The sequence below is a fragment of the Halorubrum rutilum genome (assembly GCF_042665015.1).
In the GTDB taxonomy this organism is placed as follows: Archaea; Halobacteriota; Halobacteria; order Halobacteriales; family Haloferacaceae; genus Halorubrum; species Halorubrum rutilum.
This window is the reverse complement of record NZ_JBHTBL010000010.1, coordinates 69,406-94,299: the sequence shown is the minus strand read 5'-3', so window position 1 is coordinate 94,299 and position 24,894 is coordinate 69,406. Positions and strand designations below refer to the sequence as shown.

Sequence of the window (24,894 nt, the reverse complement as noted above, 5' to 3'; positions counted from 1 at the left end):
TCGCTTACCGTCTTCACGTACCATGGTTTATGCTCCATGCGAACCCAGCACATAGTGTGTAATAAATATATCGGGGAAATGAAAGCTGCCCGGCAAAACATTTATATACTGACTCCGCTCGGGCTAGCGGTTTCGTCCGGTCAACGGGAAGTGGTTCGGGGAAGCGGGGTCAGATACGGGTCGGAACGGCCGACCGGCGCGTCGTGCGCGGGCGGACTGAATCGGAAGTGAGACGGGGCGGAGGGCGACGGAGCGGAACCGCCGCGAGACCGACCGTGGGCGGGTCGCGGGTGGGCGGGTAAACAACACTTATGTGTCTGCTATAGCGAAGTGCGACCAGTACAACCGCGATGGTCCGTAAAAAGAAGCTCAGCCCCAGTGGCGCCAAGGACGACGAGGGGGAGTACCACAACGTCCACGTGAATCTCCACGAGGACGAACTCGCCGTCGCCGGCATGGAGATCGGCGACGAGGTGTTCGTTCGGGTCCGAGACGGGAAGATAATCATCCAGAAGGCCGACTCCAACCCCGAACAGCTCGAACACGACTTCTGAATCGGGTCTCGTTTTCCGTCGTCCGCCGGACCGTCACCGCGAGCGACGGCGACGCCGCGAGGCGACCGGACGCGCGTCGACGCCGTCCTCGGTCGGCGGATTGATGCCGACTCGCGACGAATCCGAGACGATGAGCGCGTACGATCTGCTGAAGCCGGCGCTGTTCGCCCTCCCGCCGGAGACGGCACACGGGATGACGCACCGGCTGTTGCGAGGCGTACAGGGGACGGCGGTCACGGGCGCGCTGCGCGAGCGGTACGTCGTCGACGACCCGCGACTGCGGGTCGAGGCGTTCGGGGAGACGTTCCCGAACCCGGTCGGCGTGGCCGCCGGCTTCGACAAGAACGCGGAGGTGCCGCGCGCGCTCGCGTCGCTCGGGTTCGGACACGTCGAGGTGGGGGGCGTGACGGCCGAGCGGCAGCCGGGGAACCCGCGGCCGCGGCTGTTCCGGCTCCGCGAGGACGAGGCGCTGATCAACCGGATGGGGTTCAACAACGAGGGCGCGGACGCCGTCGGAGAGCGACTCGACCGGGAGCCGCTGCCCGACGTGCCGGTCGGGATCAACGTCGGGAAGTCGAAGTCGACGCCGCTCGCCGACGCGGCGGACGATTACCTGTACACCTACGAGCGGGTCGCGGACGCGGGCGACTACTTCGTCGTCAACGTGTCGAGCCCGAACACGCCCGGGCTCCGGGAGCTGCAGAACCGCGAGGCGTTAGAGGAGATACTCGGGGGCCTCGACGACGCGGGCGCGAGCCCGCTCCTCGTGAAGCTCTCGCCGGACCTCCCGGAGCCCGCGGTCGAGGACGCGCTCGGCGTCGTCAACGACCTCGGGCTCGACGGGGTCATCGCGACCAACACCACGACCGCCCGCCCGGAGTCGCTGGAGAGCCCGAACCGCGCCGAGCGCGGCGGCCTCTCTGGGAAGCCGATCGAAGCGCTCGCCACCGACCGGGTCCGGTTCGTCGCGGAACGCACGGATGTCCCGGTAATCGGCGTCGGGGGAGTCTCGGACGCGGCGGGGGCCTACGAGAAGATACGCGCCGGCGCCTCGCTCGTCCAGCTGTACACGGCGCTCGTCTACGAGGGGCCGGGCCTCGCGCGCGACATCAACGAGGGAGTCCTCGAACTGCTCGACCGAGACGGGTTCGACTCCGTCGACGAGGCGGTCGGCGCGGACCTGTAGGAGAGAGGGGGAGCCGATCCGACCTACGCCTCGTCGCGGACGATGACGACGACGTCGTCGGCTTCGAGCAGCTCGCCGTCGCCCCGGTACCGCCGCTCCTCCTCGATCGAGAACTCGTCGCCGACGAGCGTGACGCCGGCCGCGCGAAGCTCGTCGCCGTTGATCTCGTACTCCTCGCGCGCGATGGCGGCCTCGATGTCGCCGACCCGATCCCCGTACTTCGGGCCGATCGTCGCGTAGTCGAGGTCGATCCCGGTGACCACCGTCTCGACCGGCGCGTCGGCGTCGGGGTGGACCGCGAGGTCGGCGACGTGCATCACGCCCGTGATGTCGTCCTCGAACCCGCGGACGTCGGCGTACACCTCGACGGCGTCGAGCTCGGCGTTCAGCGGGAGCTGGTTCTCGCTCTTGTGCTTCCGGAGCGCGCCGACGACCGCGGTGGCGGCGGCGCCGGCCTCCCGGTCCGCCTCCAGCCCGAGCGGCTCGGGCCAGTCGGCGAGGTGGACCGAGTCGCTCGCGCCGTCGGAGACCGCGGCGTCGACCGCGTCGGGGTCGGTCGCGCCGTCGGCGTACATGTCGTGCCAGAGCTCTTCCGTCACGTGCGCGAGCAGGGGCGCGAACAGCTTCAGGAACCGGCGGTGCGCCGTCCGGAGCGTGTACGCCGCGGCGTCGTCGTCGCGCTGCTTGGCGATCTCGAGGTAGTCGTCACAGAACGTGTTCCAGAAGAAGCTCCGGAGCTCGTCGCGGGCCTTCGAGAACGCGCGGTCCTCGAACAGCCCGGTGAGCCGCTCGACCCGCTCGTCGAGCTCGGCGAGCAGCCAGCGGTCGAGCTCGCGGAGCTCCCCCTCGTCGGGCTCGTCCGGGTACGGCTCCGGGGCCAGCGACTCCACGAGCTTCGAGGCGTTCCAGAGCTTGCGGATCAGCTTCTCGCCCGCGCGGAGGTCCTTCTCCTTGAACGGGAAGTCGTCGCCGACGGCGGTGCCGGCCGCCCAGTAGCGCGTGGCGTCGACCGGGAACTCCGCCAGCACCTCCTCGGGCTCGACGACGTTACCCACCGACTTGGACATCTTCTCCCGGTTCTCGTCGAGGACGTGCCCGTTGATCATCGCCTCCTCGAACGGGACCTCGCCGGTGTGCTCGTAGCACTTGACGAGCGTGTGGAACAGCCAGAAGCTGATGATGTCGTGGCCCTGCGGCCGGAGGTCGAACCGGTACAGCTCCGGATGCTCCATCGTGAACTCCCCGGCCTCCGCGTCCCAGTCCCAGCCGGCGTTGATGAGCGGGGTGAGGCTGGAGGTGGCCCACGTGTCGAGCACGTCGTCCTCGGGCTCGAACTCCTCGTGCCCGCACGCGGGACACGCGTCGACCGGCGGGTCGTCGGAGAGGGGGTCGACGGGGAGGTCGGCCTTCTCGGCGATGACCTCCTCGCCGCAGTCCTCGCAGTACCACACCGGGAACGGGATGCCCGAGGAGCGCTGGCGGGAGATGAGCCAGTCCCACTGGAGCCCCTCGACCCAGTGCTCGTACCGGGTGAACATCTTCTCGGGCGACCACTCCATCTCCCGGCCGACCTCGAGGTACTCGTCCGCCTTGTCGAGCATCTCGATGTACCACTGCTCGGTGACGAGGAACTCGACGCTCGTCCCGCAGCGCTCGTGGACGTTGACGGCGTGGGAGATGTCGCGGCGGTCGAGCAGCGCGCCGGCCTCGTCGAGGTCCTCGACGATGGCCTCGCCGGCCTCGTCGGCGTGCATCCCCTCGTACCCCTCGGCGACGTCGGTCATGTGCCCGGACTCGTCGATGGCGACGCGGAGGTCCAGGTCGTGGACCTGGTACCACTCGATGTCGTTTTTGTCGCCGAACGTACAGCACATCACGATCCCGGAGCCCGTCTCCCTGTCGACGCGCTCGTCGGCGATGATCGGAACCTCGTGACCGAACAGCGGGACCTCGGCGGACTCGCCGACGAGACCCTGGTTCTCGTCGTCGTCGGGGTGGACGAAGACGGCGACGCAGGCCGGGAGGAGTTCGGGCCGCGTCGTCGAGATCGTGAAGGTCTCGGCGGCGCCGTCGGCGTCCTCCGCGTCGCCGTCCGCGACCGTGAACGCGATGTCGTTGAAGTGGCTGGCCTGCTCGTCGTCCTCCGTCTCGACCTGCGAGATGGCGGTCTCGCACTCGGGACACCAGATCGCGGGCGCCTTCTCGCGGTACTCGCGGCCCTGCTCGTAGAGGTCGACGAACGACAGCTGGGAGACGCGCTGGACGCGCGGCTCGATCGTCTGGTACGTCTGGTTCCAGTCGACGGAGACGCCGAGCGACTGGACGTTCTCGGTGAACTGCTCCTCGTACTGCGCGCAGACCTCCCGGCACTTCGCCTGGAACTCGCGGCGCTCGAAGTCTTGGTGCCGGATGTCGAGCTCGTCTTCGGTGAGCCGCTCGGAGGCGATCCCGTTGTCGTCGTAGCCGAACGGGAAGAACGTCGCGCCGCCGTTCATGCGCTCGAAGCGCGCGACGAAGTCCTGGAGGGTGAACCCGTACAGGTGGCCCATGTGGAGGCTCCCCGATACCGTCGGCGGGGGCGTGTCGATGGAGAAGACGGTGTTCGGATCGACCGGGTCGTCGTCGGGGTAGGCGTACGTCTCCTCGTCGACCCATCGCCGCTGCCACCGCGGCTCGACGGTGTCGGGGTCGTACTCACCACTGGGCATTTCACGCTCACGTTCCGCCGGTTCCCCCTTAACGGACTCGGTTGTGGGGGAGGGGTCGGGGCGGTCGGGCGGAGGGAGGTCGAGGAGGTCGGGTGGAAGGAAGCGGGCGGTCGGGGGTCGCCGAGCCCGGTCAGACCGTGTCGTCCGGGTCGTGTTCGGCCGCCATCCGCGACGCCTCGGACGCGAACCGCTCGACCTCGTCGGCCGGGCTCTCCCCGAGCGCGCTCTCGTCGACCTCGCGGCCGGCGGTGATCCCGTCGCCCGTGACGAGCCGCTGTTCGGCCAGCTCCTTCGTGTGCATCCGCTCACCGTCCTCGGTGGCGTAGGTGAGCCGCACGAGCCCCTTCGAGTCGAACTGCCGATCGACGAGCCAGACCGTGGTCATACGCGGTGATGGGCGCCTGCGACGCTTAAAAAGGACGGTCGGGCTGTGGGAGATCGGGGGAAGAGGTCAGTTCCGGAGGGCGGTTGCGGTGGTGCGTGCCGACGAGTGCCCGAAGGGCACGAGTCGCACGCGCGAGGGAGTCGGTGGTCCGAAGCGAAGCGAAGGACTACCGACGAGGCTGGGGAGGCGTGAGGTGCGGGGCGGTCGCGGTGGGGGGCGGGACTCAAAGCGGCAGCCGGGGGAAGTTCGGAGGCGACCCAAGCACCGCGGCGAAGGAGCGGAGCGACTGAGCGAGGCGCGCAGCGAGCGTCCGAACTTCCCCCGGCTGGGGCTTTGGAGGCGGTTATCGGTGATCGACCGTCGGGTCCGAGCCGACTGGATCCTCACACGCCTCCCGTCGCCACGGCTTTGTACCGTCTCACCTAACCGAGAGGCATGTACGTCGAGTTCGACCGCGACACCTGCGTGGGGATGTTCCAGTGCGTCGCCGAGTGGGACGCCTTCGAGAAGAACCTGAACGACGGGAAGGCCGACTTGGCGGGAAGCACCGAGGAGGACGAGGACCTGTTCGTCGTGGAGGTGCCCGACGGCGAGGAGTTCGACGCGAAGTTCGCGGCGCGGGTCTGCCCGGTCGACGCTATCGAGGTGTACGACGACGACGGCGAGCAGGTGGTCTAACGGGACTTGGTGATGACGACCTTTGAAATTCCAGCCGCCCAGTTATAAACTAATGTCGCCGGATCGACGGCGAACTCCTCCAAAGCCCCAGTCGCTCGGTTGTACGTGTCCAGCTACTCCACGGTAAACCCCTCCAAAGCCCCAGTCGCTCGGTTGTACGTGTCCAGCTACTCCACGGTAAACCCCTCCAAAGCCCCAGTCGCGACGGCTCGCGCACCTCGTTGCGCTCCTCACTCGGTCGCTATCGCTCCCTCGCTGCGGTGCTTACGTCGGTGTGCTTCGCCCTCGCGACTGCCCCTTTGAGTCCCGCACCGCATGGCAACCGCGCCTCACGCCTCCCCAGCCTCGTCGGCCACTCTCCGCGTCGCTCCGAGTGGCCGACTCCCTCGCGCGTGCGACTCGTGCCCTTCGGGCACTCGTCGGCACGCGCCACGGTGACTGAGTAGCGAGAGCGTCGGTCTCCACCGGCTCCTACTTATAACCGCTCGGCCAGGTCCTCAGCGAAGTACGTGACGATCAGGTCCGCGCCCGCGCGCTTGAGCGACAGCAGCGACTCGTGAGCGGTCTCTTCGAGGTCGAGCCATCCCTTCTCCGCGGCCGCGTGCAGCATCGCGTACTCGCCGGAGACGTTGTACGCGGCCACCGGGCGGTCGAACTCGCGCCGGACGTCGGCGACGACGTCGAGGTAGGGGAGGCCGGGCTTCACCATCAGCACGTCCGCGCCCTCCTCGGCGTCGATCCGGGCCTCGCGGAGCGCCTCGCGCCGGTTGGCCGGGTCCATCTGGTAGTGGCGGCGGTCGCCGAAGGCGGGCGCGCCGTCGGCCGCGTCGCGGAAGGGGCCGTAGAAGGCGGACTCGTACTTGACGGCGTAGCTCAGCAGCGCCACGTCCTCGTGGCCGGCCGCGTCGAGCGCCTCGCGGATCGCCCGGACCTGCCCGTCCGTCATCGCCGAGGGCGCGACCATGTCCGCGCCCGCGTCGGCCTGCGAGATGGCGGTCTCCGCGAGCAGCTCCAGCGTCTCGTCGTTTTTGACGGTGAGCGTCGGGTCGGTCTCCGCCGACTCCTCGATCACGCCGCAGTGGCCGTGGTCGGTATACTCGCAGAGGCAGACGTCGCCGATCACGTAGGCGTCGGTCTCGGCGGAGATCCGGCGGATCGCGCGCTGTATCACGCCGTCGTCGGCGTACGCCCGCGACCCCTCGGGGTCCTTCGACTCGGGGATCCCGAAGAGGATCACCGCCTCGACGCCGGTCTCGCGGACCTCCTCGACGCGGTCGACGGCCTCGTGCACGGGGACGCGCTCGTGGCCCGGCATCGTCTCGATCGGGACGCGCTCGTCGGTCGTCGCGTCGACGAAGACGGGCGCGACGAGGTCCGACGCCGACAGCGAGGTCTCGCTGACGAGGGGGCGGACGCCGTCGGTCCGGAGCCGCCGCGGCCGGTCGGTGGGGTGCATACCGGGGCGTTGGCTCCGGGCGGTCTTTTATGATCCGTCCGCGGCGAACCGATTCCGAAGCGAGAGGAGACGCGAGGAAGGCGCGGGGACTGGGAAGGAACACGGAGGAGGCGCAGGGACTGGGAAGGAACACGGAGGAGGCGCAGGGACTGGGAAGGAACATGGAGGAGGCGCAGGAACTGGGAAGGAACACGGAGGAGGCGCGGGTGCCGAGGGCGAACCCCTACTCCGACGACTCGACGTCGATCCGGTCGCGGAGCGACGCGAGCTCGTCCGACTCGGCGAGCTCCTCGACGCGCTGCTTGAAGTGCGCCTCGCAGAGACCGACGACCACGCCGCTCTGCTCGGCCTCGTACGTGGCCTCCCGCTCGCAGTAGTGACACCGCATGGTCGGTACTCTCTCGGCAGCGGGCTTAATCCTGTTCGTCGATCGGGGAAGATTCGGCTTCCCTCGGAGTCGGATCCGGCAGCCGGTCGCGGACGGGCTCGAAGGCCTCGGCGGTCAGCCCCGCCTCGGCGAGGGTCCGCTCGTGGGCGTCGCTCCCGCCGGTCAGGAGGAGGTCGCTCTCGGCGGCGACCCGCTCGACGCGGGCGTCGTCGACCGGGCGGCCGTACGGGTAGAACCGCTCGACCGCGTCCAGCTCGCGGGCGACGTCGAGCGCGGCGTCGACGTCGTCGTACCGGAACGGGTGCGCGAGCCCGACGAGCGCGCACGCGTCCCGGAGGAGCTCGACTCCCCGGTCCAGCGCGGTCACGTCGCGGGCGACGTAGCAGGGCCCGTCGTCGCCGATCAGCTCGTCGAAGGCGTCGGCGTAGTCGTACGGGGCCGGCGACTCCTCGATGGCGCGAGCGATGTGCGGGCGGCCGAGCCCGGGACGGGGCTCGACGCCGAGGTCGACGCCGAGCCGCTCTTCCACCGCCTCGAGCATCGCGGCGCCGCGGCGCTGGCGATCCGCCTGGAGGCGCTCGATCTCGTCGTCGAGCGCCGGGGTGCGCTCGACCGCGTAGCCGAGGAGGTCGAGCCGCCCGAAGCCGGCGTCGACGCGCAGCTCGATCCCCCGGACGACCCGGACCCCCTCGCGCTCGACGACGGGGGCGCCGAGGTCCGGATGGACCCGGTCGTGGTCGGTGACGGCGACCCAGTCGAGCCCCGCGTCGGCGGCGGTCGCCGCGAGCTCCGCGACCGTCATGGTGCCGTCGGAGACGGTGGTGTGCGCGTGGAGGTCGGCGACGATCCGGTCCGTGACCATGCGTCCCGTTCGGCGACCCGGTACTAATCGACCGCGATAGTCCCGTGTGAACGCGGGCCAATATAAGGAGATATAATCCGATACCTCGAACTAAGGTTGTGCATGGACAATCATTAAGAACCGTCGGCGATTGCGACTTGTTGATGCGCTTGAACGGCGTCGACGACCGACTCGAACGGCACCAATATCCGACGACCTCGGAGGAACTGATCGCGGCCCACGGGAACGCGACCGTAGAGCTCGCGGAGGGCTCCGAGCGTCTCGGCGACGTGCTGGAGCGGTTCGGAGACCAGACGTTCGACGACGCGGAGGACGTGTTCACCACGCTCCGCGCCGGCGTCTGCCACCGCGGAGTCGGTCGGCGGTTCTACTCGGACCGCGACCCGACGACCGACGCCGAGGACGGCCCCGCGCCGGTCTCGTTCTGAACGGCGCCGCGATCCGACGGGGTTTTTTCGTCGTAATCTCACGTCGCTAGCGACGGCGACGGCCGACCCCTACACCCAGTCGACAGCCGGGGACAGGTCGATCGGGACCGACCCCTTTCGATACCCCTCCACGTGCCCGTTCGGGCGCGCGCGGAGGACGACCGCCGGGCGGTGCCGGACGTCGGGTTCGGCGTCCCGGACCGCCGCCCAGTCGTCCGCGGGAAACGAGGTGCAGTCGACGAGCAGGGTGACGCCGCCGCCGTGCGCCTCCAGCTGGCCGCTCGTCTTCGTCTCGGCGGTGTCGCGGACCGCCGCGACGGGGCCGCTCGCGGACCGGTTCGAGGCGGGCTGCGGGCGCGTCACCTCGACGAGGGAGGCGCGTCCGGTGTCGGGATCGGTCGCCCGGAAATCGAGCGAGTGCCCGGTCGTCACCTCGATCTCCGGGGTCACGTCGTAGCCGGCGTCGGTGAGGATCCGCGCCGCGGTGAACTCCGCGATCGCCGCGCTCATCCGCACGAGGTCGAGCGACGCCGACGTGCCGAGCTTGCCGGCCATCGTCTCGCGGTAGTCGTCGAGGGTGCCCGGCCGCAGCGTCTCCTCGACGAAGCCCGTCCCCTCCTCACGGGTCGCGTCCGGGAACCCGGCCGCGTGGTCGCGGAAGAACGCCCGCGTCGTCTCCGCGCCGTCCTTCGAGCAGAACACGGGGAGGAAGTACCACGAGACGTGCGGGTACGCCGCGAGCCACGGCTCGTCGTCGTGGAGCGCGGCGAGCAACTCCCGCTGGACCCACCGGGAGACCGGGTACGGGACCTCGTCGAAGCCGTACTTGTCCGTGCGCCACAGCTCGCTCGGCGTCTCGGTGTTGCCGACCCAGTACCCCGCGGGGCCGCCGCTCGCTCCCGAGGGCGGGTCGGCGTCGTCGTCGGTCCAGCAGAACAGGGCGAACGAGCCGTCGTCCATGTCGAACCGCCGCGCGTCGTACCCCGGCGGAGGACTGAACCACGGGTCGCTCGCGGTCGCTCCGAGGTTGTCGTCGAGCGGCCGTTCGAGCTGCGAGCGGACGCGGTCGGCGCTCCACCGACCGGGAGCGCGCCTGAATCGGAGCGGTTGTGCCACGGCGGTGCTACCGGACGGCGGGTCTAATCGGTTCCGGTGGCGGGGAGACGCCGTACGCGACCGCGTCGCCGGGGTCGTCTCGGCGAACGGACAGCTCACCGACACATATATCAACAACTGTTTCCAAGGTATGGTGTACCATGTCAATGGGTGCCTACGACGAGGCCGAACACGAGCGTCGCGAGAAGAAGACCAGCGAAGTCGACGCCGACTTCGACGCCGAGCGGCCGGAGTACTCCGGGTCGCTCACGTACGACTCCGGCGACTCCGCGGAGGCACTCCTCGACAAGTTCCAGGAGCTGCAGGGCGAGTGAGACGGCGACGCCAGCTCGCGTTTCTGCGGACGCGTCGGGTTTGCTCCCGAATCCGTCGACTTCTCCCCGAACCACTGACTACGGTCCGGTCCGGTCAGGTCAGGTCAACGCGATCGCGGCCGAGCAGACGATCGCGACCGCGAGGACGTGGCCGACGACGGCTCCGAGGAGGATCGGCTCCTCGAACAGGAACGGGACGAGCGCCAGCTGGAGCGTCGAAAAGCCGATGTTCTCCGCATCGAGCCGCCTGACGCGCGCCGCCTCGCCCGGACCGAGGTCGACGTTGATCGCGCGCCACAGCGCGACGACCGCGCTCCACCACGACGTGCCGATCCGGTAGGTGAGGTCCCAGAGGATGAGCAGGGTGAGGTACACCACCGGGATCGGCGGATCGGGGCCGAACAGCCGCTCGATCAGGGTCCCGTCCCACGCGATCATGTACGTGAGCAGCGCGATGAACGCGAGCACGCCGAGGACGATCTCGACGCTCGACCCGAACAGCAGCCGCTTGTGCTCCGGCGGCGTCGAGAGCCGGCGGTTGGCGGCGCCGAGCCGGTGCATCTCCACGCTGCCGATGGCCGCGACGAGGACGGCGACCGTCCCCGCGACGACGGCGTTCCACAGCCCGTAGTACCAGCCGAGCGCGACCACGCCGACCTGGAACAGCAGGAACTGGATCGCGACCGCGAGCCTGCGCGAGACCCCGAGGCCGGGGATCCCCCCGACGAGGCTCTCGTACACCCACGTCTCGCCGTAGTTCCGGCTCACAGCTCGACCTCCAGCTCGGTCGGGGCGACCTCGTCGGTCGGGTCGCCGCGGCGGGGGCGGTCGATCGCCCGCGCGACGGCGACCTCGAACGGCGTCTGTTCGATCGGGACGAGGTCGCGGATCCGGTCGTCCTCGACGATCACGGTGTTGCGGAGCCCCTCGACGAGCGAGCGGGCGAGATAGGGGTTCACGTCGGTCACCAGTCGGAGCCACTTCGCCGACAGCTCCGGGCTCAACACCGGCACCCGGATGATCCACAGCGCGTGGCCGAGCTGCCGGCGGGTGCGGCGGAGGATCTCGGCGTACGTCAGGACGTTCGGCCCGCCGATCTCGAACGTGTCATCCCGGGTCTCCGGCACTTCGAGGACGCCGGTGAGGTAGCCGACGACGTCGTCGATCGCGATCGGCTGACAGAGCGTGTCGACCCACTTCGGCGTCGTCATCACCGGCAGCCGGCTCGCGAGCCCGTGGATGACCTCGAAGCTCGCGCTCCCGGCGCCGATGATGATGGCCGCCCGCAGCGTGGTCAGCGCCGGGGCGCCCGACGCGAGGATCCGCTCCACCTCGCGGCGGGACCGGAGGTGTTCGGAGAGCTCCTCGCGGTCCTCCCCGAGGCCGCCGAGGTAGATCACGCGGTCGACGCCGGCGGTCGACGCGGCCTCGACGAAGTTGGTCGCGCAGTTGCGGTCGCGCTCCTCGTACCCGGGGCCGCCGTCCATGGAGTGAACGAGGTAGTAGGCGGCGTCGACCGGGTCGCCGTCGACCTCGAACGCCGGCGGGAGAGTGTCCGGCTCCAGGAGGTCGCCCTCGACGACGCGGACCCCCGCGGGCGGGGCGTAGCCGTCGGCGTCGCGGACGAGCGCGACGACCTCGTGGCCGCGGTCGAGGAGGGTCGGAACGAGCCGGCTCCCGACGAACCCCGTCGCGCCGGTGACGAGCACGCGCATACCGATCGCTGGGGCGGGAGAACCATAAGCACCGGTCACGGCGACGCGGGTCCGGTCCGGGGCGTCGGTCCCGTCCGTCGCCGGGACCGATCCCTAAAAGGGGCCGGGCGGCGCTCGTTGGGGCATGCACGCAGGCGAGTTCGAACCGGTCCGCGGGGTCCCGGACCTGTACGTCCACGACACCGGGATGTTCGACACCGACGAATACGGGGCCGTGTACGTGTACGACGCCGAGCGCCCGATCGTGATCGACACCGGCACCGGCGCGAACCGCGAGGCGCTGTTCGAGACGATAGCCGAGGTCGGGATCGACCGCGAGGAGCTCGCGTGGATCCTGCCGACGCACGCCCACCTCGACCACGCGGGCGGGGCGGGCCACCTCGCCGAGCGCTACCCGAACGCGGAGGTCGTCGTGCCGGAGAAGGGAGTGCGACACCTCGTCGACCCGGAGGCGCTCGTCGCGGGGACGAAGTCCGCGGTCGAAGACCAGTGGGAGTACTACGACGAGCCCGAGCCGGTCCCCGAAGACCGTATCTCGGGGCTCGCGGAGGGCGACCGGATCGACCTCGGCGACCGCGAGCTGGTCGCGTACGAGGCGCCGGGCCACGCCCCGCACCACGCGATCTACCACGAGCCCGACGCCGACGTCGTCTTCGCCGCCGACGCGGCCGGGATCTACGTCCCCGCGGTCGACGGGATCGAGCCGACGACGCCGCCGCCGCAGTTCGACCTCGACCAGTGTCTCGCCGACGTGCGGACGATCGAGGAGCTCGACCCCGATACCCTCTGTTTCGGCCACTTCGGTCCCCGCGAGTACGAGCCGGAACTGGCCGGCGAGGTCAAGCGCGCGTACGTCGAGTGGGTGGAGGCGATCCGGGAGCAGCGCGAGGCGCTCGGCGACGACGACGCGGTCGTCGAGCACTTCGAGGCGGCGAGCCGGGACGTCGAGTTCTGGAACCCCGAGCGCGCCCGCGCCAACGCGAGCCTGAACGTCCGGGGCGTCCTCGCGTACCTCGACTACGTCGCGGAGAGCGGCGAGGAGTGAGACCCCGGGTCCGTCGCCACCGACGGAAACGTCCTAAACCCCGCGTCGCCTAGATCCGCTCATAGATGGGTATCTTCGACACGATCCGCGCCGTGCTCGGGACGAACGCCGAGACGGGCGCGACCCGCGAGGCCGACCCCGAGGACCTCTTCGGGATGTCGACGGCGTACATGACGATGGAGGCCGACCTCGGCTACGACCACTGCGGGGAGGCCGCGCTCTGCTTCTCCGGGGTGGACAGCACCCGGTTCGACGACGCCGTCGAAACCGTCGAAGCGATCCTGGAGGCCGGCGAGATCGAGACCGGCACGGGGTTCCACCGCCACGAGGACGACCACGGCTACCGCTGGTTCGTCCTCGAAGACGACGACCCGGAGGATCTCGTGACGAGCGTCCACTTCGCGGCCGACCAGTTCATCGAGGAGGGGTTCGGCTCCCGGCTGCTCGCGGCCGTCTTCGGCTTCGAGCGCGGTGACACCGCCGCCTACTGGATCTACTCGTTCCGGCGCGGCGCCTACTACCCGTTCTCGCCGAAAGGCACGAGCGACCGGAACCAGCAGGTCGAGTTCAAGCTCCAGTCCGTCCTCGACGGCGAGCTCGGGCTCGAAGACGACGAGTCCTACTGGTACCCGTTGTGGCCGGACGCGCCCGGGAACCACCCGTGGGAGTGACCCGATGACCGCGCCGGCGTCGGGAGGGGAGTCCGGCGGTGTCGCTTCCGAGGCCGGTCCGGACGGCGAGGCGTACGCCGGCCGCGACGCGCCGAGGAAGCGTGTGCTTCGAGTTGTCGCGGTGCAGGCCGCGGTGTTGAGCGCCGCCGTCCACCTGCTGTGGGCGTGGCCGCGGCTCGGCGACCCGGGCGACGCGCGGCCCTACGCGTTCCTGCTCGGCGGCGCGTTCGCCGTCGCCGTCGCGGTCGCGACGCTGCGCGCGCCCGAGTACCGGCGCCTGTACGCGCTGGGAGGCGGGACCCTCGCGGCGTTCCTCCTCGGCTACGTCGGCTGGCACGGCGCCGCGGCCGGGTCGGCGCTCGCGAGCGACCCGTTGGCGATCGTCGCGAAGGGGGCGGAACTCGTCGGGGTCGCCGCGTTCCTCGGGCTGTACCGGCTCGCACCGCCGACGAGCGCGGTGCTCGAACGACGGGACGGGTCGGTCGGCGGAGGCGACGACCCCGCCGAGAGCGACGATGTCGGCGAGGAGCGTGTCGACTCGTGACGGACGAGACGTACCTGACCGTCGCGGAGCCAGCGACGGCGACGTTCGAGGTCCGGGGATCGGAGTTCCTCGGGCACGTCGCCCCGGTCGACGCAGTCGACGAGGCCGAGGCGTTCGTCGAGCGCGTCCGCGAGGAGTACGGCGACGCGAGCCACAACGTGCCGGCGTACCGAGTCCCGGCCGGCGCGGCGTCCGAGCGGACGCCCGGGAGCGGCCCCATGCTCCGGGAGTACTCCTCCGACGACGGCGAGCCCTCCGGGTCGGCCGGGAAGCCGGCGCTCAACGTGCTCCAGCAGCGCGAGGTCCGCAACGTCGTCGCGGTGGTGACGCGGTACTACGGCGGGACGAACCTCGGCGTCGGCGGGCTCGCGCGCGCCTACTCGCGGGCGGTGAAGGAAGGAGTCGACGAGGCCGGGGTCGTCGAGGAGCGGCCGCACCGCCGGCTGGCCGTGGAGACCGCGTACGACGACTCGGGCACGGTTCGGGGCGTGATCGAGTCCGCGGGCGTGGAGTTCGACGCCGACTACGACGAGCGCGTGCGGTTCGAGCTCCGAGTTCCGGTGGCCGAGGTCGACGACCTGGTCGAGCGGCTCAACAGCGCGACGAGCGGCCGGGTCGAGATCGACCGGTAGGCCAGGGGGTCGGCCGCCGAGCGCGGTCCGAATGGCGAGCAGGCGACGGAGTCGAAACGGAGGGTCCCGCGGCGGTGCGTCGCGCTCCCGCCGAGTGCGCCGCGGGCGACGGTCACGTCACGGGCGGGGATGGCGGCGGTATCGAACTTCAACCGTCGGACCGATCCGACCGGGGGCAGCGACGGCTACGCGAACTTCCGCACGGTCATCTCCAGCGTGTCGAGGTCGAGGATGGGCGCGTATCCGGCGTCCGGATCGATGTTGACGGACTTCTGAAAGTCGGTCTGGGCCTGCCAGCAGCCGGAGTTGACCGCGAGGACGTTGTGGTACTTCCCCCAGCCCAGCTTGTGGACGTGGCCGGTGTGGAACACGTCCGGGACATCTTCGATGACGAGATAGTCGCGCTCCTCCGGCGCGACCCGGGTGTGCCCGCCGAACTGGGGCGCGACGTGGCGCTTCTTGAGGAGCTGGTACATCGCCTTGTGCGGCTCGTCGTAGCTCGCCTTCTCCTCCGGGAGCTCCGCGATCACCTCGTCGAGCGAGACGCCGTGGTACATCAGCACCTCGACGCCCTCGACCGAGACCGTAGCCGGGTTCGAGACGACCCGCGCGTCGTGGACGTTCAGGATGTCGCGGATCTCGTCGTTGAACCCGGGCTGCGGCTCGGCGAGCCGGACCGCGTCGTGGTTCCCCGGGATCATCACGACCTCGGTGTCCGCCGGCACCTCCTTGAGGTGCTCCGAGAACGCCTCGTACTGGTCGTAGATGTCGACGATCTCCAGCTCCTCGTCCTGATCGGGGTAGACGCCGACGCCCTCGACCATGTCGCCGGCGAGGAGGATGTACTCGACCGGGTCGGCCTCGGGCGTGTGGAGCCAGTCGGTGAAGCGGCTCCATGCGTCGGCCATGAACTCGTCGCTGCCGACGTGGACGTCGGAGATCAGCGCCGCTTGGACGTGGCGGTCGGCCCCGCCGGTCCGGTGGGTGCGGGGGACGTCCGGGAAGTGAAGCGAGTCGGCGAACAGGATTCCGGAGTCGTCGGCGAGCGTCCCCTCGACCGCGACGCACTCGTCCATCAGGATCTCGTCGACGACGTCGGCGAGCCCCTTGTCCTTCATCACCAGCGCGGGGAACGTCCCGGTGGTGTCCTCCAGCTCGACGAGCCAGTGGCCGGACTTGGTGGAGCGCACGTCGTTGACGAGCCCGATCATCGCGGCGTCGCTGCCGCCGGGCATGTCCGCGATCGCCTCCGCGGGCCGGTGGTTGACGCGACCGCGGAGGAGCTTCGAGAGGCGCTCGTAGCGGTCGCGGAACGTCCGGACGAAGTCGGCGTACTCGCCGGTCCCGGTGCTCCGCCCGGTCATGTCGTTCCCGACTTCCAGCTCGCGGCGCTCGGGGTCGCGAGCGCCGTCCCCCCCGGTCTCGTCGGCACCAGTCGACTCGCGAGCGCCGCCGGCGTCCGGCGCGGCGCGGTTCGGGGCTTCGTCCGTGGAGTCGGCGCGAACGGTTCCCACAGACCCCTCCGTTTCGACTGGAGATCGGTCGGCGTTGGCGGTCGTATCGAGGGATGCGTCCGTCTGAGTCCCGGAGTCGCCGTCGGGGTCCGGATCGGGATCGGGGGCGGTCGTAGTTTCGGAATCGGAATCGGTCGTGCTCTCGGGACCGACGGCGTCTGCCGAACCGATCGCCGCACGAACGTGGTCGGCGGTGATGCGGAGGGCGTCGTCGGGAGCGCGGTCGACGGCCGAGTCAAGGGCCGTCGCGGAGTCGGGCGCGCCCGCCAACAGGGTGACCGCTTCCCGCTCGGCGTTGTAGCCCCGTCTGGCGAGCTCCTCGACGATCCGGGCGTTCGACTCCAGCGGCACGACAGTCGAGAGGGGGGTGCGACTCAAAACGGTTCCGGAGGGGGCGCCCGGGCGTCGCGTCGACCGACGGCGGCGGTGACCCGGAAGCTTATCACCGAAACCCGACAACCCGGAGGTAATGGACGAAGGCGATCGGCCGGAGACGGACGGCGATCCGGCCGAGCGAAGCGGAGCGTCGGACGAGACCGGGGACGATCGGGACGAGACAGAGGGAGAGAGGAATGAGGGCGGCGACGGACGCGACGAGACCGAATGCGACGAGACCGAACGGGACGAGACCGAATTGGCCGACGCGGGCGACGGGATTAATGCGCGCGACGAGACCGATTCGGGCGATTTGACTGACACGGGGGACGTGACCGACACGGAGGATGTGACCGACACGGAGGGCCAAACCGATACGGACGACAGCGGCCGTTCGGCCGACCGCGGAGAGGAATCCGGGCTTTCGGTCGGCGGCGACGGTTCGAGCGATAAACTCGGACGCAGGCGTGATAGGTCTGATCCGGAGGAGACGAAGGGGTTCGTCCATCGGTTCCGCCACGACAAGGAGGGCCCACTGATGTGGGTCCGGGAGATGCTCACCAGCGTCGCCGTCGTGCTGGCTATCGGACTGATCCTGTTCGCGGTCAGCGGCGTGTGGCCGCCGATGGTCGCCGTCGAGTCCGGGAGCATGGAACCCAACATGCAGGTCGGCGACCTCGTCTTCGTGACGGAGCCCGGGCGGCTCGCGCCCGACGCCGCGGACAACGACGTCGGCGTGGTGACGTACGACGACGGGCGGGCCGCCGACTACCGGACGTTCGGGTCGTACGGGTCCGTGGTCATCTACCGGCCGCCGGGCCGGACCGCCTCGCCGATCATCCACCGGGCGATGTTTCACGTCGAGGAGGGCGAGAACTGGTACGACCGCGCCGACGAGGAGTACCACAGCGCGGCGGGATGCGCCGAGCTCCGCCACTGCCCGGCCCCCCACGACGGGTTCATCACGCTCGGCGACAACAACGGCGCGTACGACCAGGCGAACGGGCTCTCGCCCCCGGTCAGGGCCGAGTGGGTGACGGGCGTCGCGCGGGTTCGGGTCCCCTATCTCGGGTACGTGCGACTGGTCGCGAGCGGACAGGCCGAGCCGAGCGACGTGCTCGCGACGACCGCGGTCACTGGGTCCGGGATCGGGGGATCCGGTGCCGACGCCGAGCGGGGCGGTGCGAACGAGTTCGATGCGGTCGCCGAGCGGGAAGCTATCGAGGCGTTAGGAGTTCCGAGCGGAGGTTCAGTCGCGAGCGTATCAGTGTGATAGGGACCGTCAAGGCTCGACGTGAGCAGTCGGGATAGGCGAAGGCCGAAGTGACGCGAGTCAGTTGTCGAACCGGGCCTGGACGAACGGCTGGGCGTTTTCGATGTCGCCGAGCCGGGAGTCCGACAGGAGCACCGCTTCGGTCTCCTCGACCGGGACTGAGAGGCCCATCTCCTTCGTGCGGCCGTAGCGACCCTTCGACACGACGACCGCGTTGACGATCCCGAGCATGTCGAGCTCGCTGATGAGGTCGGTGACCCGGCGCTGGGTGAGGACGTCCGCGTCGATCTCCTCGCAGAGGCGCTTGTAGATGTTGAACACCTCGCCGGTGTTGATGTTGTGAACGCCGTTCTTCTCCAAGAGGATCACGGCGAAGAGGACGATCTTGCTCTGGGTCGGGAGCGTCCGGACGACTTCGACGACGCGGTCGAGCTCGATCTTGTCCTGCGCCTGCCGGACGTGTTTCTCGGCGACGATCTCGGCCTGCGAGCGCTCGGCGAGCTCGCCCGCGGTCCGGAGGAGGTCCAGCGCGCGGCGGGCGTCGCCGTGCTCCTGCGCGGCGAACGCGGCACAGAGCGGGATCACGTCGTCGGTGAGCGCCTCCTCTTTGAACGCGATGTCGGCGCGGTGCTGGAGGATGTCTCGGAGCTGGTTCGCGTCGTACGGCGGGAAGACGATCTCTTCCTCCCCGAGGCTGGACTTGACGCGGGGGTCGAGGAAGTCGGTGAACTTCAGATCGTTTGAGATCCCCATGATGGAGATCCGCGACCGGTCGAGCTCGGAGTTCATCCGCGAGAGGTTGTACAGGGTGTCGTCGCCGCTCTTCTCGACGAGCTTGTCGATCTCGTCGAGCATGATCACGACCACGCGCTCGTGGTAGTCGACCGCCTCGAAGAACGTCGAGTACACCCGGTCGGTCGGCCACCCGGTCATCGGGACCTCCTCCATCTCGTCCGCGTCGGCTTCGAGCTCGTCGATCCGCGCGTCGAGCTCGTCGAGCGTCGCGAACTCGGTCCCGGCGAGCGCTCCGTGGTCGTCGGCCGCCTCGGACCTGAGCTCTCGGTACTCTTCGAGGCGGTCCGCGATGACCTGCTGGTTCTTCTCGATGAAGGTGTTGGCGAGCTGGGCGAGGACGCGGTACTGCGTGTCCGTCACCTCGCAGTTGATGTACTCGACCTCGCAGGGGACGTCGTACTTCTGTGAGGTCGATTCGAGCTCCTGAGAGACGAACTTCGCCGACGCCGTCTTCCCGGTGCCCGTCTTCCCGTAGATGAGGATGTTCGACGGGGTCTCCCCGCGGAGCGCGGAGACGAGGATCGTCGCCATCCGGTTGATCTGATCGTTCCGGTGCGGGAGCTCGTGCGGGGTGTACGAGGGGCGGAGCACCTCCTTGTTCTCGAAGATCGGCTCGCCGGACAGGAGGTCGTCGAACAGGCCTTGGTTGTCGTCGCCGTCGTCGAGAACGACCCCGTCGAAGTCGACATCGGGGGAGGAGCGGTCGCGACCGGCGCTTCCGACGTCGACCTCGCCCTCGGCCGTAACCCCGATATCGGTGTCGACGTCGACGTCAGTGACGATGCCGGGATCGGCGTCCCCGTCGGTGTCAGGGTCTGTATCGACGCCGGGGTCAGTACTGGGGCCTGTATCGACGCCGGAGTCGGTGTCGGGACCGTGATCGTCCGGACTGTCGGAGGGTCGGGCCGATCCTTCGGTTACCCCGTCCGTCGAACTCGAAGCCGGATCGTCGAGGTCGTCATCTGCCGTGGCCGGTTCACCGGTTTCCCCGTCGCTGTCCTCCGATCTTCCCGCCTGCGGTGTATGCTCTCCTTCGTCCATATGTACCCCCCTGTTTCAGGTGGAAATACGCCACGCGGAAGCGAGGCGTGTCGCGTTCCGGCCTGAAACGTTGACATCCGACGCATTACGTGCTTCCGGATGTCCAGTTGATGCAGTCGAACCAGATGAAGAGGTGGTACTAAAGTGTTGCTCTCCGGACTCGAAACGACCGTCCAGTCGTGACAGCGTTGGACGAGACCCGCCGCGTGGAACGGTGCGACTCGCCCCCGACCCGACGAGACCGCCGTCGGCTCGACGAGGTGAACCGTGTGCGAGGGACCGAGGACGTCCCGAGAACCGCGACCGGATCGAGCTCTAGGAGGTGAGAACGGGGGGCGGCACGAACGGTATCAGCTTCCGTGAGCGGGTCTCGATACGCGGGATCGGATACAACGGTACACGATGATCGAAGACGTCGTCCGAACGAACACCCTGTGCACGGGAAGTGGAGGGGGCGGAGACGGTCGTATCGGGAGGAGATCGCTCGTACGGTTTCGAATAATCCATGAAGCTCTCCGACGAGTCGAGCGGGACTGAGTGGAACCGAACGGGATCGAACGAATCCCGGCCCGGTGGTTTCCGGGCTGTTCGATCGAGACGAGTTTGTCGATACCCCCACACCCCTTTGTTTCGTGTGGAACGGAGATTGGGTGGGTGGGGGTGGCTGGGGGTGCTATTAGTTATGGAAGAATTTATATAGTAAATAGTACAACAGTACCCTCGACAAACCACCCTTCTTTTTTGTTGTTGTATCTGGTTTGTATGTATTACTCGGAAAGTGAATTTAACGCGCGTCGGTTCCGACCGCCACCGCCGCAACACCTACCGACCCACACCACCGACCGTCTCCAGTCGAAACGAAGGGGTGGGGGAGGAGGACCCACGGTGGAAGGGGGAGAAGGACTCACGGTGGAACAGAATCTTTCCGACACAGACGGACCGTCGTTCCGGGGCCCGGATTCGATTCATTCCCTCCGGCCCGACCCGGTTCTCTCCAACTCGACACCTTCTTATCTAGCTCGACGCCTTCTTCTCCAGCATCCGAAACGAAACGAGTATCCTGCGGCTCGAATCCACACGCGCCCAATATCGGCCGATCGGAACGTCTGACGCAGTTCTTAAGTGAGAGGGGCGTGGATTCAAGCTTAATTCCCCGAACGAACGCCGGGCGCGGCCGGATCGGGCGGTGACGCGCGACGCGGCTCGTTCGGGCGAAACCAGGACTGGAGGTCAGGATGGGACTGCTCACGAATCTCAAAGACAGCATATCACGGGTCACGGACGGGCTGTTCGCGGCCGACGAACCCAAGCGGATCGGGATCTACGGACCGCCGAACGCCGGAAAGACGACCCTCGCAAATCGGATCGCACGCGACTGGACGGGTGACGCCGTCGGCCCCGAGAGCCACATCCCGCACGAGACTCGACGGGCTCGCCGCAAGGAGAACGTCGAGATCGAGCGGAACGGCCGGAAGGTCACGATCGACATCGTCGACACGCCCGGGGTGACGACGAAGGTCGACTACAAGGAGTTCCTCGACCACGACATGGAGAAGGACGACGCGGTGCGTCGCTCCCGCGAGGCGACCGAGGGCGTCGCGGAGGCGATGCACTGGCTCCGCGAGGACGTCGACGGCGTCATCTACGTCCTCGACTCCACCACCGACCCGTTCACCCAGGTGAACACGATGCTCATCGGGATCATCGAGTCGCAGGACCTCCCGGCGCTGATCCTCGCGAACAAGACGGACCTCCCCGGAGCGGACGTCCAGCAGATCGCCAACGCCTTCCCGCAACACGAGACGATCCCCCTCTCGGCGCTCGAAGGCGACAACATGGACGAAGTGTACACGAAGATCGCGGAGTACTTCGGCTGATGCCCGGACCGACTCCCAACGTCGACGGCGACGCCTCCTCCGACGGCCCCGAGGATGACGGCGTCCGGATCGACATGATAAGCGGCGCCCGGATGGAGGGGCTCACCGGGATGGAGAAGATCCGTCTCATCCTCGACGGTGTCCGCGACGGCAACATCGTGATCTTGGAGGAGGGCCTCTCTCCGGACGAGGAGTCGAAGCTGATCGAGGTGACGATGACCGAGATCAGCCCGGACGACTTCACCGGGATCGAGATCGAGACGTACCCGAAGGCCGAGACGAGCGACCAGAGCTTCCTCGACAAGCTGATGGGCCGGAACTCCGCACAGAAACTCACCGTCATCGGTCCGGCCAACCGGATCGAGACGCTGCACAAAGACGAGAACCTCATCAGCACGCTCGTCTCCCGCAAGTAAATGCCCCACCAGTGTACCACCTGCGGCCGGACGTTCCCCGACGGGTCGAAGGAGATGCTCTCGGGCTGTCCGGACTGCGGTGGGAACAAGTTCCAATTCAAGCCCGCGGGCGCGACGACGGACGAGCAGTCGGCCCCGAACGAGCAGTCACCCCCGGACGGGCAGTCGACCTCGAACGACCGAGCGGTATCCGACGACCGAGCGGTATCCGACGACCGACCGGCACCCGATGAGCGGCCGACGCCCGACGAGACGGAACGGCCACCCTCTCCCTCACCCGATCCCACCGACGTCGACCCCGCCGGGAACGCCGACACCTCTCCCGACGACAACGCCGACTCGACCGACCCGACCTCCGATTCGACCCCCTCTGGTAATCCCGACCCGACCTCCGCCGTCGACGAGGAGTCGACGGGAACCGAACGCGTTCGCGAACGCAGCGGAGAGGACGTCGCGCAGGCGAGCGCCCGATCCGACGTCGTCTCGTCCGACGAACTCGATCAGGCGAGCCAGCCCGTCGACTCCGGGTCCGGCGCGGACTCCACCGGATCCCCCGACCCCGAAGGCCCCCGTCCCGATATCGACGAACTCCGAGACGAACTCAACGAGCAGTTCGAGAGCATCCGGATCGTGAGCCCCGGAAAGTACGAGCTCAACCTGATGGAGCTGTACGACCGCCAGGAGTACATCATCTCGCTGCAGGAGGACGGCCGATACGTCATCGAAATGCCCGACGCGTGGGGCATTCAAGACGAGTAGCGTCGGCGGTATCTCTCTCCCCGTGCGACGCACCGATCGAATCGACTGTTCGAAGATTCGATCGCCTATCCGTCTGAATCGTCCGTCCGGCAAAACCGTCTGCCGGGTCGAACCGTCCGCCAGGCCGAACTACCACCATACTGAATCGTCTCCTCGGCCGAACAGTACGTTCGGGCGACCATTGTCGAAGTGGACACAGTTATGCGGCTTCCTCCGTTACGGGCGCTCATGTCTACCGATCACGCTTTCACTTCGCGATCTCGATCCGCCTCTTCACCGGCCCGACCCGACGACCGCGACCCGAACGTCCCCGGTGAGGTGTCCGTATGCGCGTAGTCGCCAAGTTCGGCGGGACGAGCCTCGGGAGCGGCGACCGCATCGAGCGCGCGGCGGACTCGGTCGCGAACGCGGTCGAGGCGGGCCACGAGATCGCGGTCGTCGCGAGCGCGATGGGATCGACCACCGACGAGCTCCTCGACGACATCACCTTCGAGACCGACGACGCCGACCGCGCCGAGATCGTCTCGATGGGCGAGCGAACCAGCGTCAGGATGCTCAAGGCGGCCCTCTCGGTGCGCGGCATCGAGGCCGTCTTCCTCGAACCGGGCCACCCCGACTGGCCGGTGATCACGAACGAGCTCGGCGAGGTCGACGTCGAGGAGACGAAGGAGCGGGCGCACGCCATCGCGGAGCGGCTCGACGGCGTCGTCCCGATCATCACCGGCTTCCTCGCGGAGGACCACGACGGCAACGTCACGACGCTCGGCCGCGGCGGGTCCGACACGACCGCGGTGATGCTCGGCAACTACATGGACGCCGACGAGGTCGTGATCGTCACCGACGTCGAGGGCGTCATGACCGGCGACCCCCGCGTCGTCGAGGGGGCCCGGAACGTCGGTCGGATCACCGTCGACGAGCTCCGGAACCTCTCGTTCCGCGGCGCCGAGGTCGTCGCGCCGTCGGCGCTCTCGTACAAGGACGAGGACCTCTCCGTCCGCGTCGTCCACTACCAACACGGCGACCTCCTCAGGGGCGGAACCCGGATCGAGGGCCAGTTCGAGAGCCTGATCGACATGCGCGAGGAGCCGCTCGCGTGTCTCACCATCGCCGGCCGCGCGATCCGGAACCGGTCCGGCATCCTCTCGCAGCTCGCGAACGCCCTCCGCGAGGAGGAGATCAACATCGACGCGGTCGCCTCCGGCATGGATTCGGTCACGTTCTACGTCGACGTCGACGTCGCGGAGACCGCCGAGGCCCTCCTCCACGAGGCCGTCGTCGACGACGAGGCGCTCTCGTCGGTGACGGTCGCCGACCCCATCGCCGTCATCCGGGTGACCGGCGGCGAACTCCCGAACCAGCCGGGCGTCATCCAGGACATCATCGCCCCGCTGTCCGACGCCGGGATCAACATCATCGACCTCATCACGAGCGCGACGTCGGTCGCGGTGTTCGTCGACTGGGAGGACCGAGAGGAGGGCCTCGAAATCGTCCAACAGCGGTTCGACTGACGACTCGCCTAGGCGGGACGACTCGCTTGGCCGGGACGATTCGCCTGAGTGGGACGACTCACCCCCGGCCGGATTCGCCCGTCTCCGATCCGCAGTCGTTTCACCCGTCCGTCCGCCCGTCTAACTCCTCGTACTCGATCCGATACCGGGTCGTCCGCCGCCCCTCGAATCGCGGCCCTCTCCCCGCCACGGCGAACCCCGAGGCCTCGATGACCTCGCTCGTCTCCTCGTCGTTCGGAACGACCACCTCGACGCACATCTCCTCTCGACGCGCGAACCGCCGCGGCTCCCGGAAGAGCCGTTCGATCGTCGAACCGCTCCCGTCGAAGTCGGTCACGTGAACGGTCCCGTCGCGAACGTCGAACGCGACGAATCCGAGCACCGTCTCCTCGCCGTCGCCGCTACCCCCACTGCCCTCACCGTCTCCGCCCTCCACTGCGACTCGAACCGACCGGTCGTGGATCATGTTCCTCACGACGTCCTCGGGCCGACCGATCAGCGTCGCCAGCGACTCGGCGTCGGACTCGAGTGCGTCACGGATCCGCATACCACGGTTACCGGACGGACCCGTATAAACCCGCTGGCGCTCGGCGCCCGCGGTCCGTCGGGATTTCGCCCCCTCCCGCCGACCTGCACTCTGATTCACCCGAATCG

At 68.6% G+C, this 24,894-nt stretch carries 25 protein-coding genes; 14 read left to right on the top strand and 11 right to left on the bottom strand.

The window, feature by feature from the left end; translation table 11 throughout:
* Positions 1–350: 350 nt before the first annotated feature.
* On the top strand, positions 351–554 hold the full coding sequence (locus ACFQMF_RS11395) for a hypothetical protein (protein ID WP_092564125.1): 204 nt from the start codon (positions 351–353) through the stop codon (positions 552–554).
* Positions 555–684: 130 nt separating this feature from the next.
* A complete protein-coding gene (locus tag ACFQMF_RS11390; RefSeq protein WP_256410115.1) occupies positions 685–1,740 on the top strand; it encodes a quinone-dependent dihydroorotate dehydrogenase in 1,056 nt (351 codons plus the stop codon).
* Between the two features lie 23 nt (positions 1,741–1,763).
* Here ACFQMF_RS11390 and ACFQMF_RS11385 read toward each other — a convergent pair whose 3' ends face one another.
* Together ACFQMF_RS11385 and ACFQMF_RS11380 are read right to left on the bottom strand one after the other, a co-directional pair.
* A complete protein-coding gene (locus ACFQMF_RS11385; RefSeq protein WP_256410116.1) occupies positions 1,764–4,448 on the bottom strand; it encodes a valine--tRNA ligase in 2,685 nt (894 codons plus the stop codon).
* A gap of 130 nt (positions 4,449–4,578) precedes the next feature.
* Complete coding sequence (locus tag ACFQMF_RS11380; RefSeq protein WP_256410117.1) at positions 4,579–4,833, bottom strand: DUF7967 family protein; 255 nt, start codon at positions 4,831–4,833, stop codon at positions 4,579–4,581.
* A 435-nt stretch (positions 4,834–5,268) separates the two neighbouring features.
* Between ACFQMF_RS11380 and ACFQMF_RS11375 the strand changes: the two genes are divergently transcribed.
* Positions 5,269–5,511, top strand: a complete 243-nt coding sequence (locus tag ACFQMF_RS11375) for a ferredoxin (protein ID WP_256410118.1) — start codon at positions 5,269–5,271, stop codon at positions 5,509–5,511.
* 475 nt (positions 5,512–5,986) lie between these two features.
* Here the strand turns inward: ACFQMF_RS11375 and hemB are convergent, their stop codons facing one another.
* The 3 genes from hemB to ACFQMF_RS11360 form a co-directional block, all read right to left on the bottom strand.
* The gene (hemB, locus tag ACFQMF_RS11370; RefSeq protein WP_256410119.1) at positions 5,987–6,967 is read right to left on the bottom strand and encodes a porphobilinogen synthase; all 981 of its coding nucleotides are present in this window, start codon (positions 6,965–6,967) and stop codon (positions 5,987–5,989) included.
* A gap of 223 nt (positions 6,968–7,190) precedes the next feature.
* Entirely contained in the window at positions 7,191–7,355 is a 165-nt protein-coding gene (locus ACFQMF_RS11365) for a DUF6757 family protein (RefSeq protein ID WP_256410120.1), read from the bottom strand.
* A gap of 25 nt (positions 7,356–7,380) precedes the next feature.
* Positions 7,381–8,217 carry a PHP domain-containing protein gene (locus tag ACFQMF_RS11360; RefSeq protein ID WP_256410121.1) on the bottom strand — a complete coding sequence of 279 codons (837 nt, stop codon included), beginning with the start codon at positions 8,215–8,217 and terminating at the stop codon, positions 7,381–7,383.
* Positions 8,218–8,360: 143 nt separating this feature from the next.
* Here ACFQMF_RS11360 and ACFQMF_RS11355 point away from each other — a divergent pair, with 143 nt between their 5' ends.
* Positions 8,361–8,645 (top strand): DUF5789 family protein, encoded by a 285-nt coding sequence (locus tag ACFQMF_RS11355; RefSeq protein WP_092564146.1) that lies wholly within the window; start codon positions 8,361–8,363, stop codon positions 8,643–8,645.
* Positions 8,646–8,714: 69 nt separating this feature from the next.
* Here the strand turns inward: ACFQMF_RS11355 and ACFQMF_RS11350 are convergent, their stop codons facing one another.
* Complete coding sequence (locus ACFQMF_RS11350; protein WP_256410122.1) at positions 8,715–9,761, bottom strand: DUF5784 family protein; 1,047 nt, start codon at positions 9,759–9,761, stop codon at positions 8,715–8,717.
* Positions 9,762–9,907: 146 nt separating this feature from the next.
* Here ACFQMF_RS11350 and ACFQMF_RS11345 point away from each other — a divergent pair, with 146 nt between their 5' ends.
* Complete coding sequence (locus ACFQMF_RS11345) at positions 9,908–10,075, top strand: DUF5786 family protein (protein ID WP_170938337.1); 168 nt, start codon at positions 9,908–9,910, stop codon at positions 10,073–10,075.
* 99 nt (positions 10,076–10,174) lie between these two features.
* Here the strand turns inward: ACFQMF_RS11345 and ACFQMF_RS11340 are convergent, their stop codons facing one another.
* Both ACFQMF_RS11340 and ACFQMF_RS11335 read right to left on the bottom strand, forming a co-directional pair.
* The gene (locus tag ACFQMF_RS11340; protein ID WP_256410123.1) at positions 10,175–10,843 is read right to left on the bottom strand and encodes a DUF7530 family protein; all 669 of its coding nucleotides are present in this window, start codon (positions 10,841–10,843) and stop codon (positions 10,175–10,177) included.
* Positions 10,840–11,790 carry an NAD(P)H-binding protein gene (locus ACFQMF_RS11335; RefSeq protein WP_256410124.1) on the bottom strand — a complete coding sequence of 317 codons (951 nt, stop codon included), beginning with the start codon at positions 11,788–11,790 and terminating at the stop codon, positions 10,840–10,842. The genes ACFQMF_RS11340 and ACFQMF_RS11335 overlap by 4 nt, the downstream gene beginning before the upstream one ends.
* A gap of 124 nt (positions 11,791–11,914) precedes the next feature.
* On the opposite strand from ACFQMF_RS11335, the gene ACFQMF_RS11330 reads away from it, so the two are divergent.
* The 4 genes from ACFQMF_RS11330 to ACFQMF_RS11315 all read left to right on the top strand — a co-directional run bounded on the left by ACFQMF_RS11330 (position 11,915) and on the right by ACFQMF_RS11315 (position 14,682).
* On the top strand, positions 11,915–12,835 hold the full coding sequence (locus tag ACFQMF_RS11330; protein WP_256410125.1) for an MBL fold metallo-hydrolase: 921 nt from the start codon (positions 11,915–11,917) through the stop codon (positions 12,833–12,835).
* A 65-nt stretch (positions 12,836–12,900) separates the two neighbouring features.
* Positions 12,901–13,506 (top strand): PspA-associated protein PspAB, encoded by a 606-nt coding sequence (gene pspAB / locus ACFQMF_RS11325; RefSeq protein ID WP_256410126.1) that lies wholly within the window; start codon positions 12,901–12,903, stop codon positions 13,504–13,506.
* 4 nt (positions 13,507–13,510) lie between these two features.
* Positions 13,511–14,050 (top strand): hypothetical protein, encoded by a 540-nt coding sequence (locus tag ACFQMF_RS11320; RefSeq protein WP_256410127.1) that lies wholly within the window; start codon positions 13,511–13,513, stop codon positions 14,048–14,050.
* Entirely contained in the window at positions 14,047–14,682 is a 636-nt protein-coding gene (locus ACFQMF_RS11315) for an IMPACT family protein (RefSeq protein ID WP_256410128.1), read from the top strand. Before ACFQMF_RS11320 ends, ACFQMF_RS11315 begins: the two co-directional genes overlap by 4 nt.
* 185 nt (positions 14,683–14,867) lie before the next feature.
* On the opposite strand, the gene ACFQMF_RS11310 is transcribed toward ACFQMF_RS11315, so the two are convergent.
* On the bottom strand, positions 14,868–16,547 hold the full coding sequence (locus ACFQMF_RS11310; RefSeq protein WP_256410129.1) for a DNA-directed DNA polymerase II small subunit: 1,680 nt from the start codon (positions 16,545–16,547) through the stop codon (positions 14,868–14,870).
* Between the two features lie 118 nt (positions 16,548–16,665).
* Between ACFQMF_RS11310 and ACFQMF_RS11305 the strand changes: the two genes are divergently transcribed.
* Positions 16,666–17,844 carry a S24/S26 family peptidase gene (locus ACFQMF_RS11305; RefSeq protein ID WP_256410130.1) on the top strand — a complete coding sequence of 393 codons (1,179 nt, stop codon included), beginning with the start codon at positions 16,666–16,668 and terminating at the stop codon, positions 17,842–17,844.
* Between the two features lie 60 nt (positions 17,845–17,904).
* On the opposite strand, the gene ACFQMF_RS11300 is transcribed toward ACFQMF_RS11305, so the two are convergent.
* Positions 17,905–19,680 (bottom strand): Cdc6/Cdc18 family protein, encoded by a 1,776-nt coding sequence (locus ACFQMF_RS11300; protein ID WP_256410132.1) that lies wholly within the window; start codon positions 19,678–19,680, stop codon positions 17,905–17,907.
* A gap of 1,235 nt (positions 19,681–20,915) precedes the next feature.
* Here ACFQMF_RS11300 and ACFQMF_RS11295 point away from each other — a divergent pair.
* The 4 genes from ACFQMF_RS11295 to ACFQMF_RS11280 all read left to right on the top strand — a co-directional run bounded on the left by ACFQMF_RS11295 (position 20,916) and on the right by ACFQMF_RS11280 (position 24,240).
* Positions 20,916–21,557, top strand: coding sequence for an Era-like GTP-binding protein (locus tag ACFQMF_RS11295; protein ID WP_092564173.1), 642 nt, complete (start codon positions 20,916–20,918; stop codon positions 21,555–21,557).
* Complete coding sequence (locus tag ACFQMF_RS11290) at positions 21,557–21,973, top strand: DUF2073 domain-containing protein (RefSeq protein ID WP_256410133.1); 417 nt, start codon at positions 21,557–21,559, stop codon at positions 21,971–21,973. Before ACFQMF_RS11295 ends, ACFQMF_RS11290 begins: the two co-directional genes overlap by 1 nt.
* The gene (locus ACFQMF_RS11285) at positions 21,974–22,732 is read left to right on the top strand and encodes a Zn-ribbon domain-containing protein (RefSeq protein WP_256410134.1); all 759 of its coding nucleotides are present in this window, start codon (positions 21,974–21,976) and stop codon (positions 22,730–22,732) included.
* Between the two features lie 326 nt (positions 22,733–23,058).
* On the top strand, positions 23,059–24,240 hold the full coding sequence (locus tag ACFQMF_RS11280; RefSeq protein ID WP_256410135.1) for an aspartate kinase: 1,182 nt from the start codon (positions 23,059–23,061) through the stop codon (positions 24,238–24,240).
* 100 nt (positions 24,241–24,340) lie between these two features.
* Here the strand turns inward: ACFQMF_RS11280 and ACFQMF_RS11275 are convergent, their stop codons facing one another.
* Positions 24,341–24,787: a hypothetical protein gene (locus tag ACFQMF_RS11275; RefSeq protein ID WP_256410136.1), complete on the bottom strand. Its 447-nt coding sequence runs from the start codon at positions 24,785–24,787 to the stop codon at positions 24,341–24,343.
* Between the last annotated feature and the right edge of the window lie 107 nt (positions 24,788–24,894).

Excerpts from the sequence above, each read along its gene's own strand:
- ACFQMF_RS11385 (WP_256410116.1), bottom strand. The coding sequence starts at position 4,448 with ATGCCCAGTGGTGAGTACGACCCCGACACCGTCGAGCCGCGGTGGCAG.
- ACFQMF_RS11305 (WP_256410130.1), top strand. The coding sequence starts at position 16,666 with ATGGACGAAGGCGATCGGCCGGAGACGGACGGCGATCCGGCCGAGCGA.
- pspAB (WP_256410126.1), top strand. The coding sequence starts at position 12,901 with ATGGGTATCTTCGACACGATCCGCGCCGTGCTCGGGACGAACGCCGAG.
- ACFQMF_RS11390 (WP_256410115.1), top strand. The coding sequence starts at position 685 with ATGAGCGCGTACGATCTGCTGAAGCCGGCGCTGTTCGCCCTCCCGCCG.
- ACFQMF_RS11380 (WP_256410117.1), bottom strand. The coding sequence starts at position 4,833 with ATGACCACGGTCTGGCTCGTCGATCGGCAGTTCGACTCGAAGGGGCTC.
- ACFQMF_RS11295 (WP_092564173.1), top strand. The coding sequence starts at position 20,916 with ATGGGACTGCTCACGAATCTCAAAGACAGCATATCACGGGTCACGGAC.
- ACFQMF_RS11320 (WP_256410127.1), top strand. The coding sequence starts at position 13,511 with ATGACCGCGCCGGCGTCGGGAGGGGAGTCCGGCGGTGTCGCTTCCGAG.
- ACFQMF_RS11355 (WP_092564146.1), top strand. The coding sequence starts at position 8,361 with ATGCGCTTGAACGGCGTCGACGACCGACTCGAACGGCACCAATATCCG.
- ACFQMF_RS11395 (WP_092564125.1), top strand. The coding sequence starts at position 351 with ATGGTCCGTAAAAAGAAGCTCAGCCCCAGTGGCGCCAAGGACGACGAG.
- hemB (WP_256410119.1), bottom strand. The coding sequence starts at position 6,967 with ATGCACCCCACCGACCGGCCGCGGCGGCTCCGGACCGACGGCGTCCGC.
- ACFQMF_RS11365 (WP_256410120.1), bottom strand. The coding sequence starts at position 7,355 with ATGCGGTGTCACTACTGCGAGCGGGAGGCCACGTACGAGGCCGAGCAG.
- ACFQMF_RS11360 (WP_256410121.1), bottom strand. The coding sequence starts at position 8,217 with ATGGTCACGGACCGGATCGTCGCCGACCTCCACGCGCACACCACCGTC.
- ACFQMF_RS11280 (WP_256410135.1), top strand. The coding sequence starts at position 23,059 with ATGCGCGTAGTCGCCAAGTTCGGCGGGACGAGCCTCGGGAGCGGCGAC.
- ACFQMF_RS11300 (WP_256410132.1), bottom strand. The coding sequence starts at position 19,680 with ATGGACGAAGGAGAGCATACACCGCAGGCGGGAAGATCGGAGGACAGC.
- ACFQMF_RS11375 (WP_256410118.1), top strand. The coding sequence starts at position 5,269 with ATGTACGTCGAGTTCGACCGCGACACCTGCGTGGGGATGTTCCAGTGC.
- ACFQMF_RS11330 (WP_256410125.1), top strand. The coding sequence starts at position 11,915 with ATGCACGCAGGCGAGTTCGAACCGGTCCGCGGGGTCCCGGACCTGTAC.
- ACFQMF_RS11290 (WP_256410133.1), top strand. The coding sequence starts at position 21,557 with ATGCCCGGACCGACTCCCAACGTCGACGGCGACGCCTCCTCCGACGGC.
- ACFQMF_RS11285 (WP_256410134.1), top strand. The coding sequence starts at position 21,974 with ATGCCCCACCAGTGTACCACCTGCGGCCGGACGTTCCCCGACGGGTCG.
- ACFQMF_RS11345 (WP_170938337.1), top strand. The coding sequence starts at position 9,908 with ATGGGTGCCTACGACGAGGCCGAACACGAGCGTCGCGAGAAGAAGACC.
- ACFQMF_RS11275 (WP_256410136.1), bottom strand. The coding sequence starts at position 24,787 with ATGCGGATCCGTGACGCACTCGAGTCCGACGCCGAGTCGCTGGCGACG.
- ACFQMF_RS11335 (WP_256410124.1), bottom strand. The coding sequence starts at position 11,790 with ATGCGCGTGCTCGTCACCGGCGCGACGGGGTTCGTCGGGAGCCGGCTC.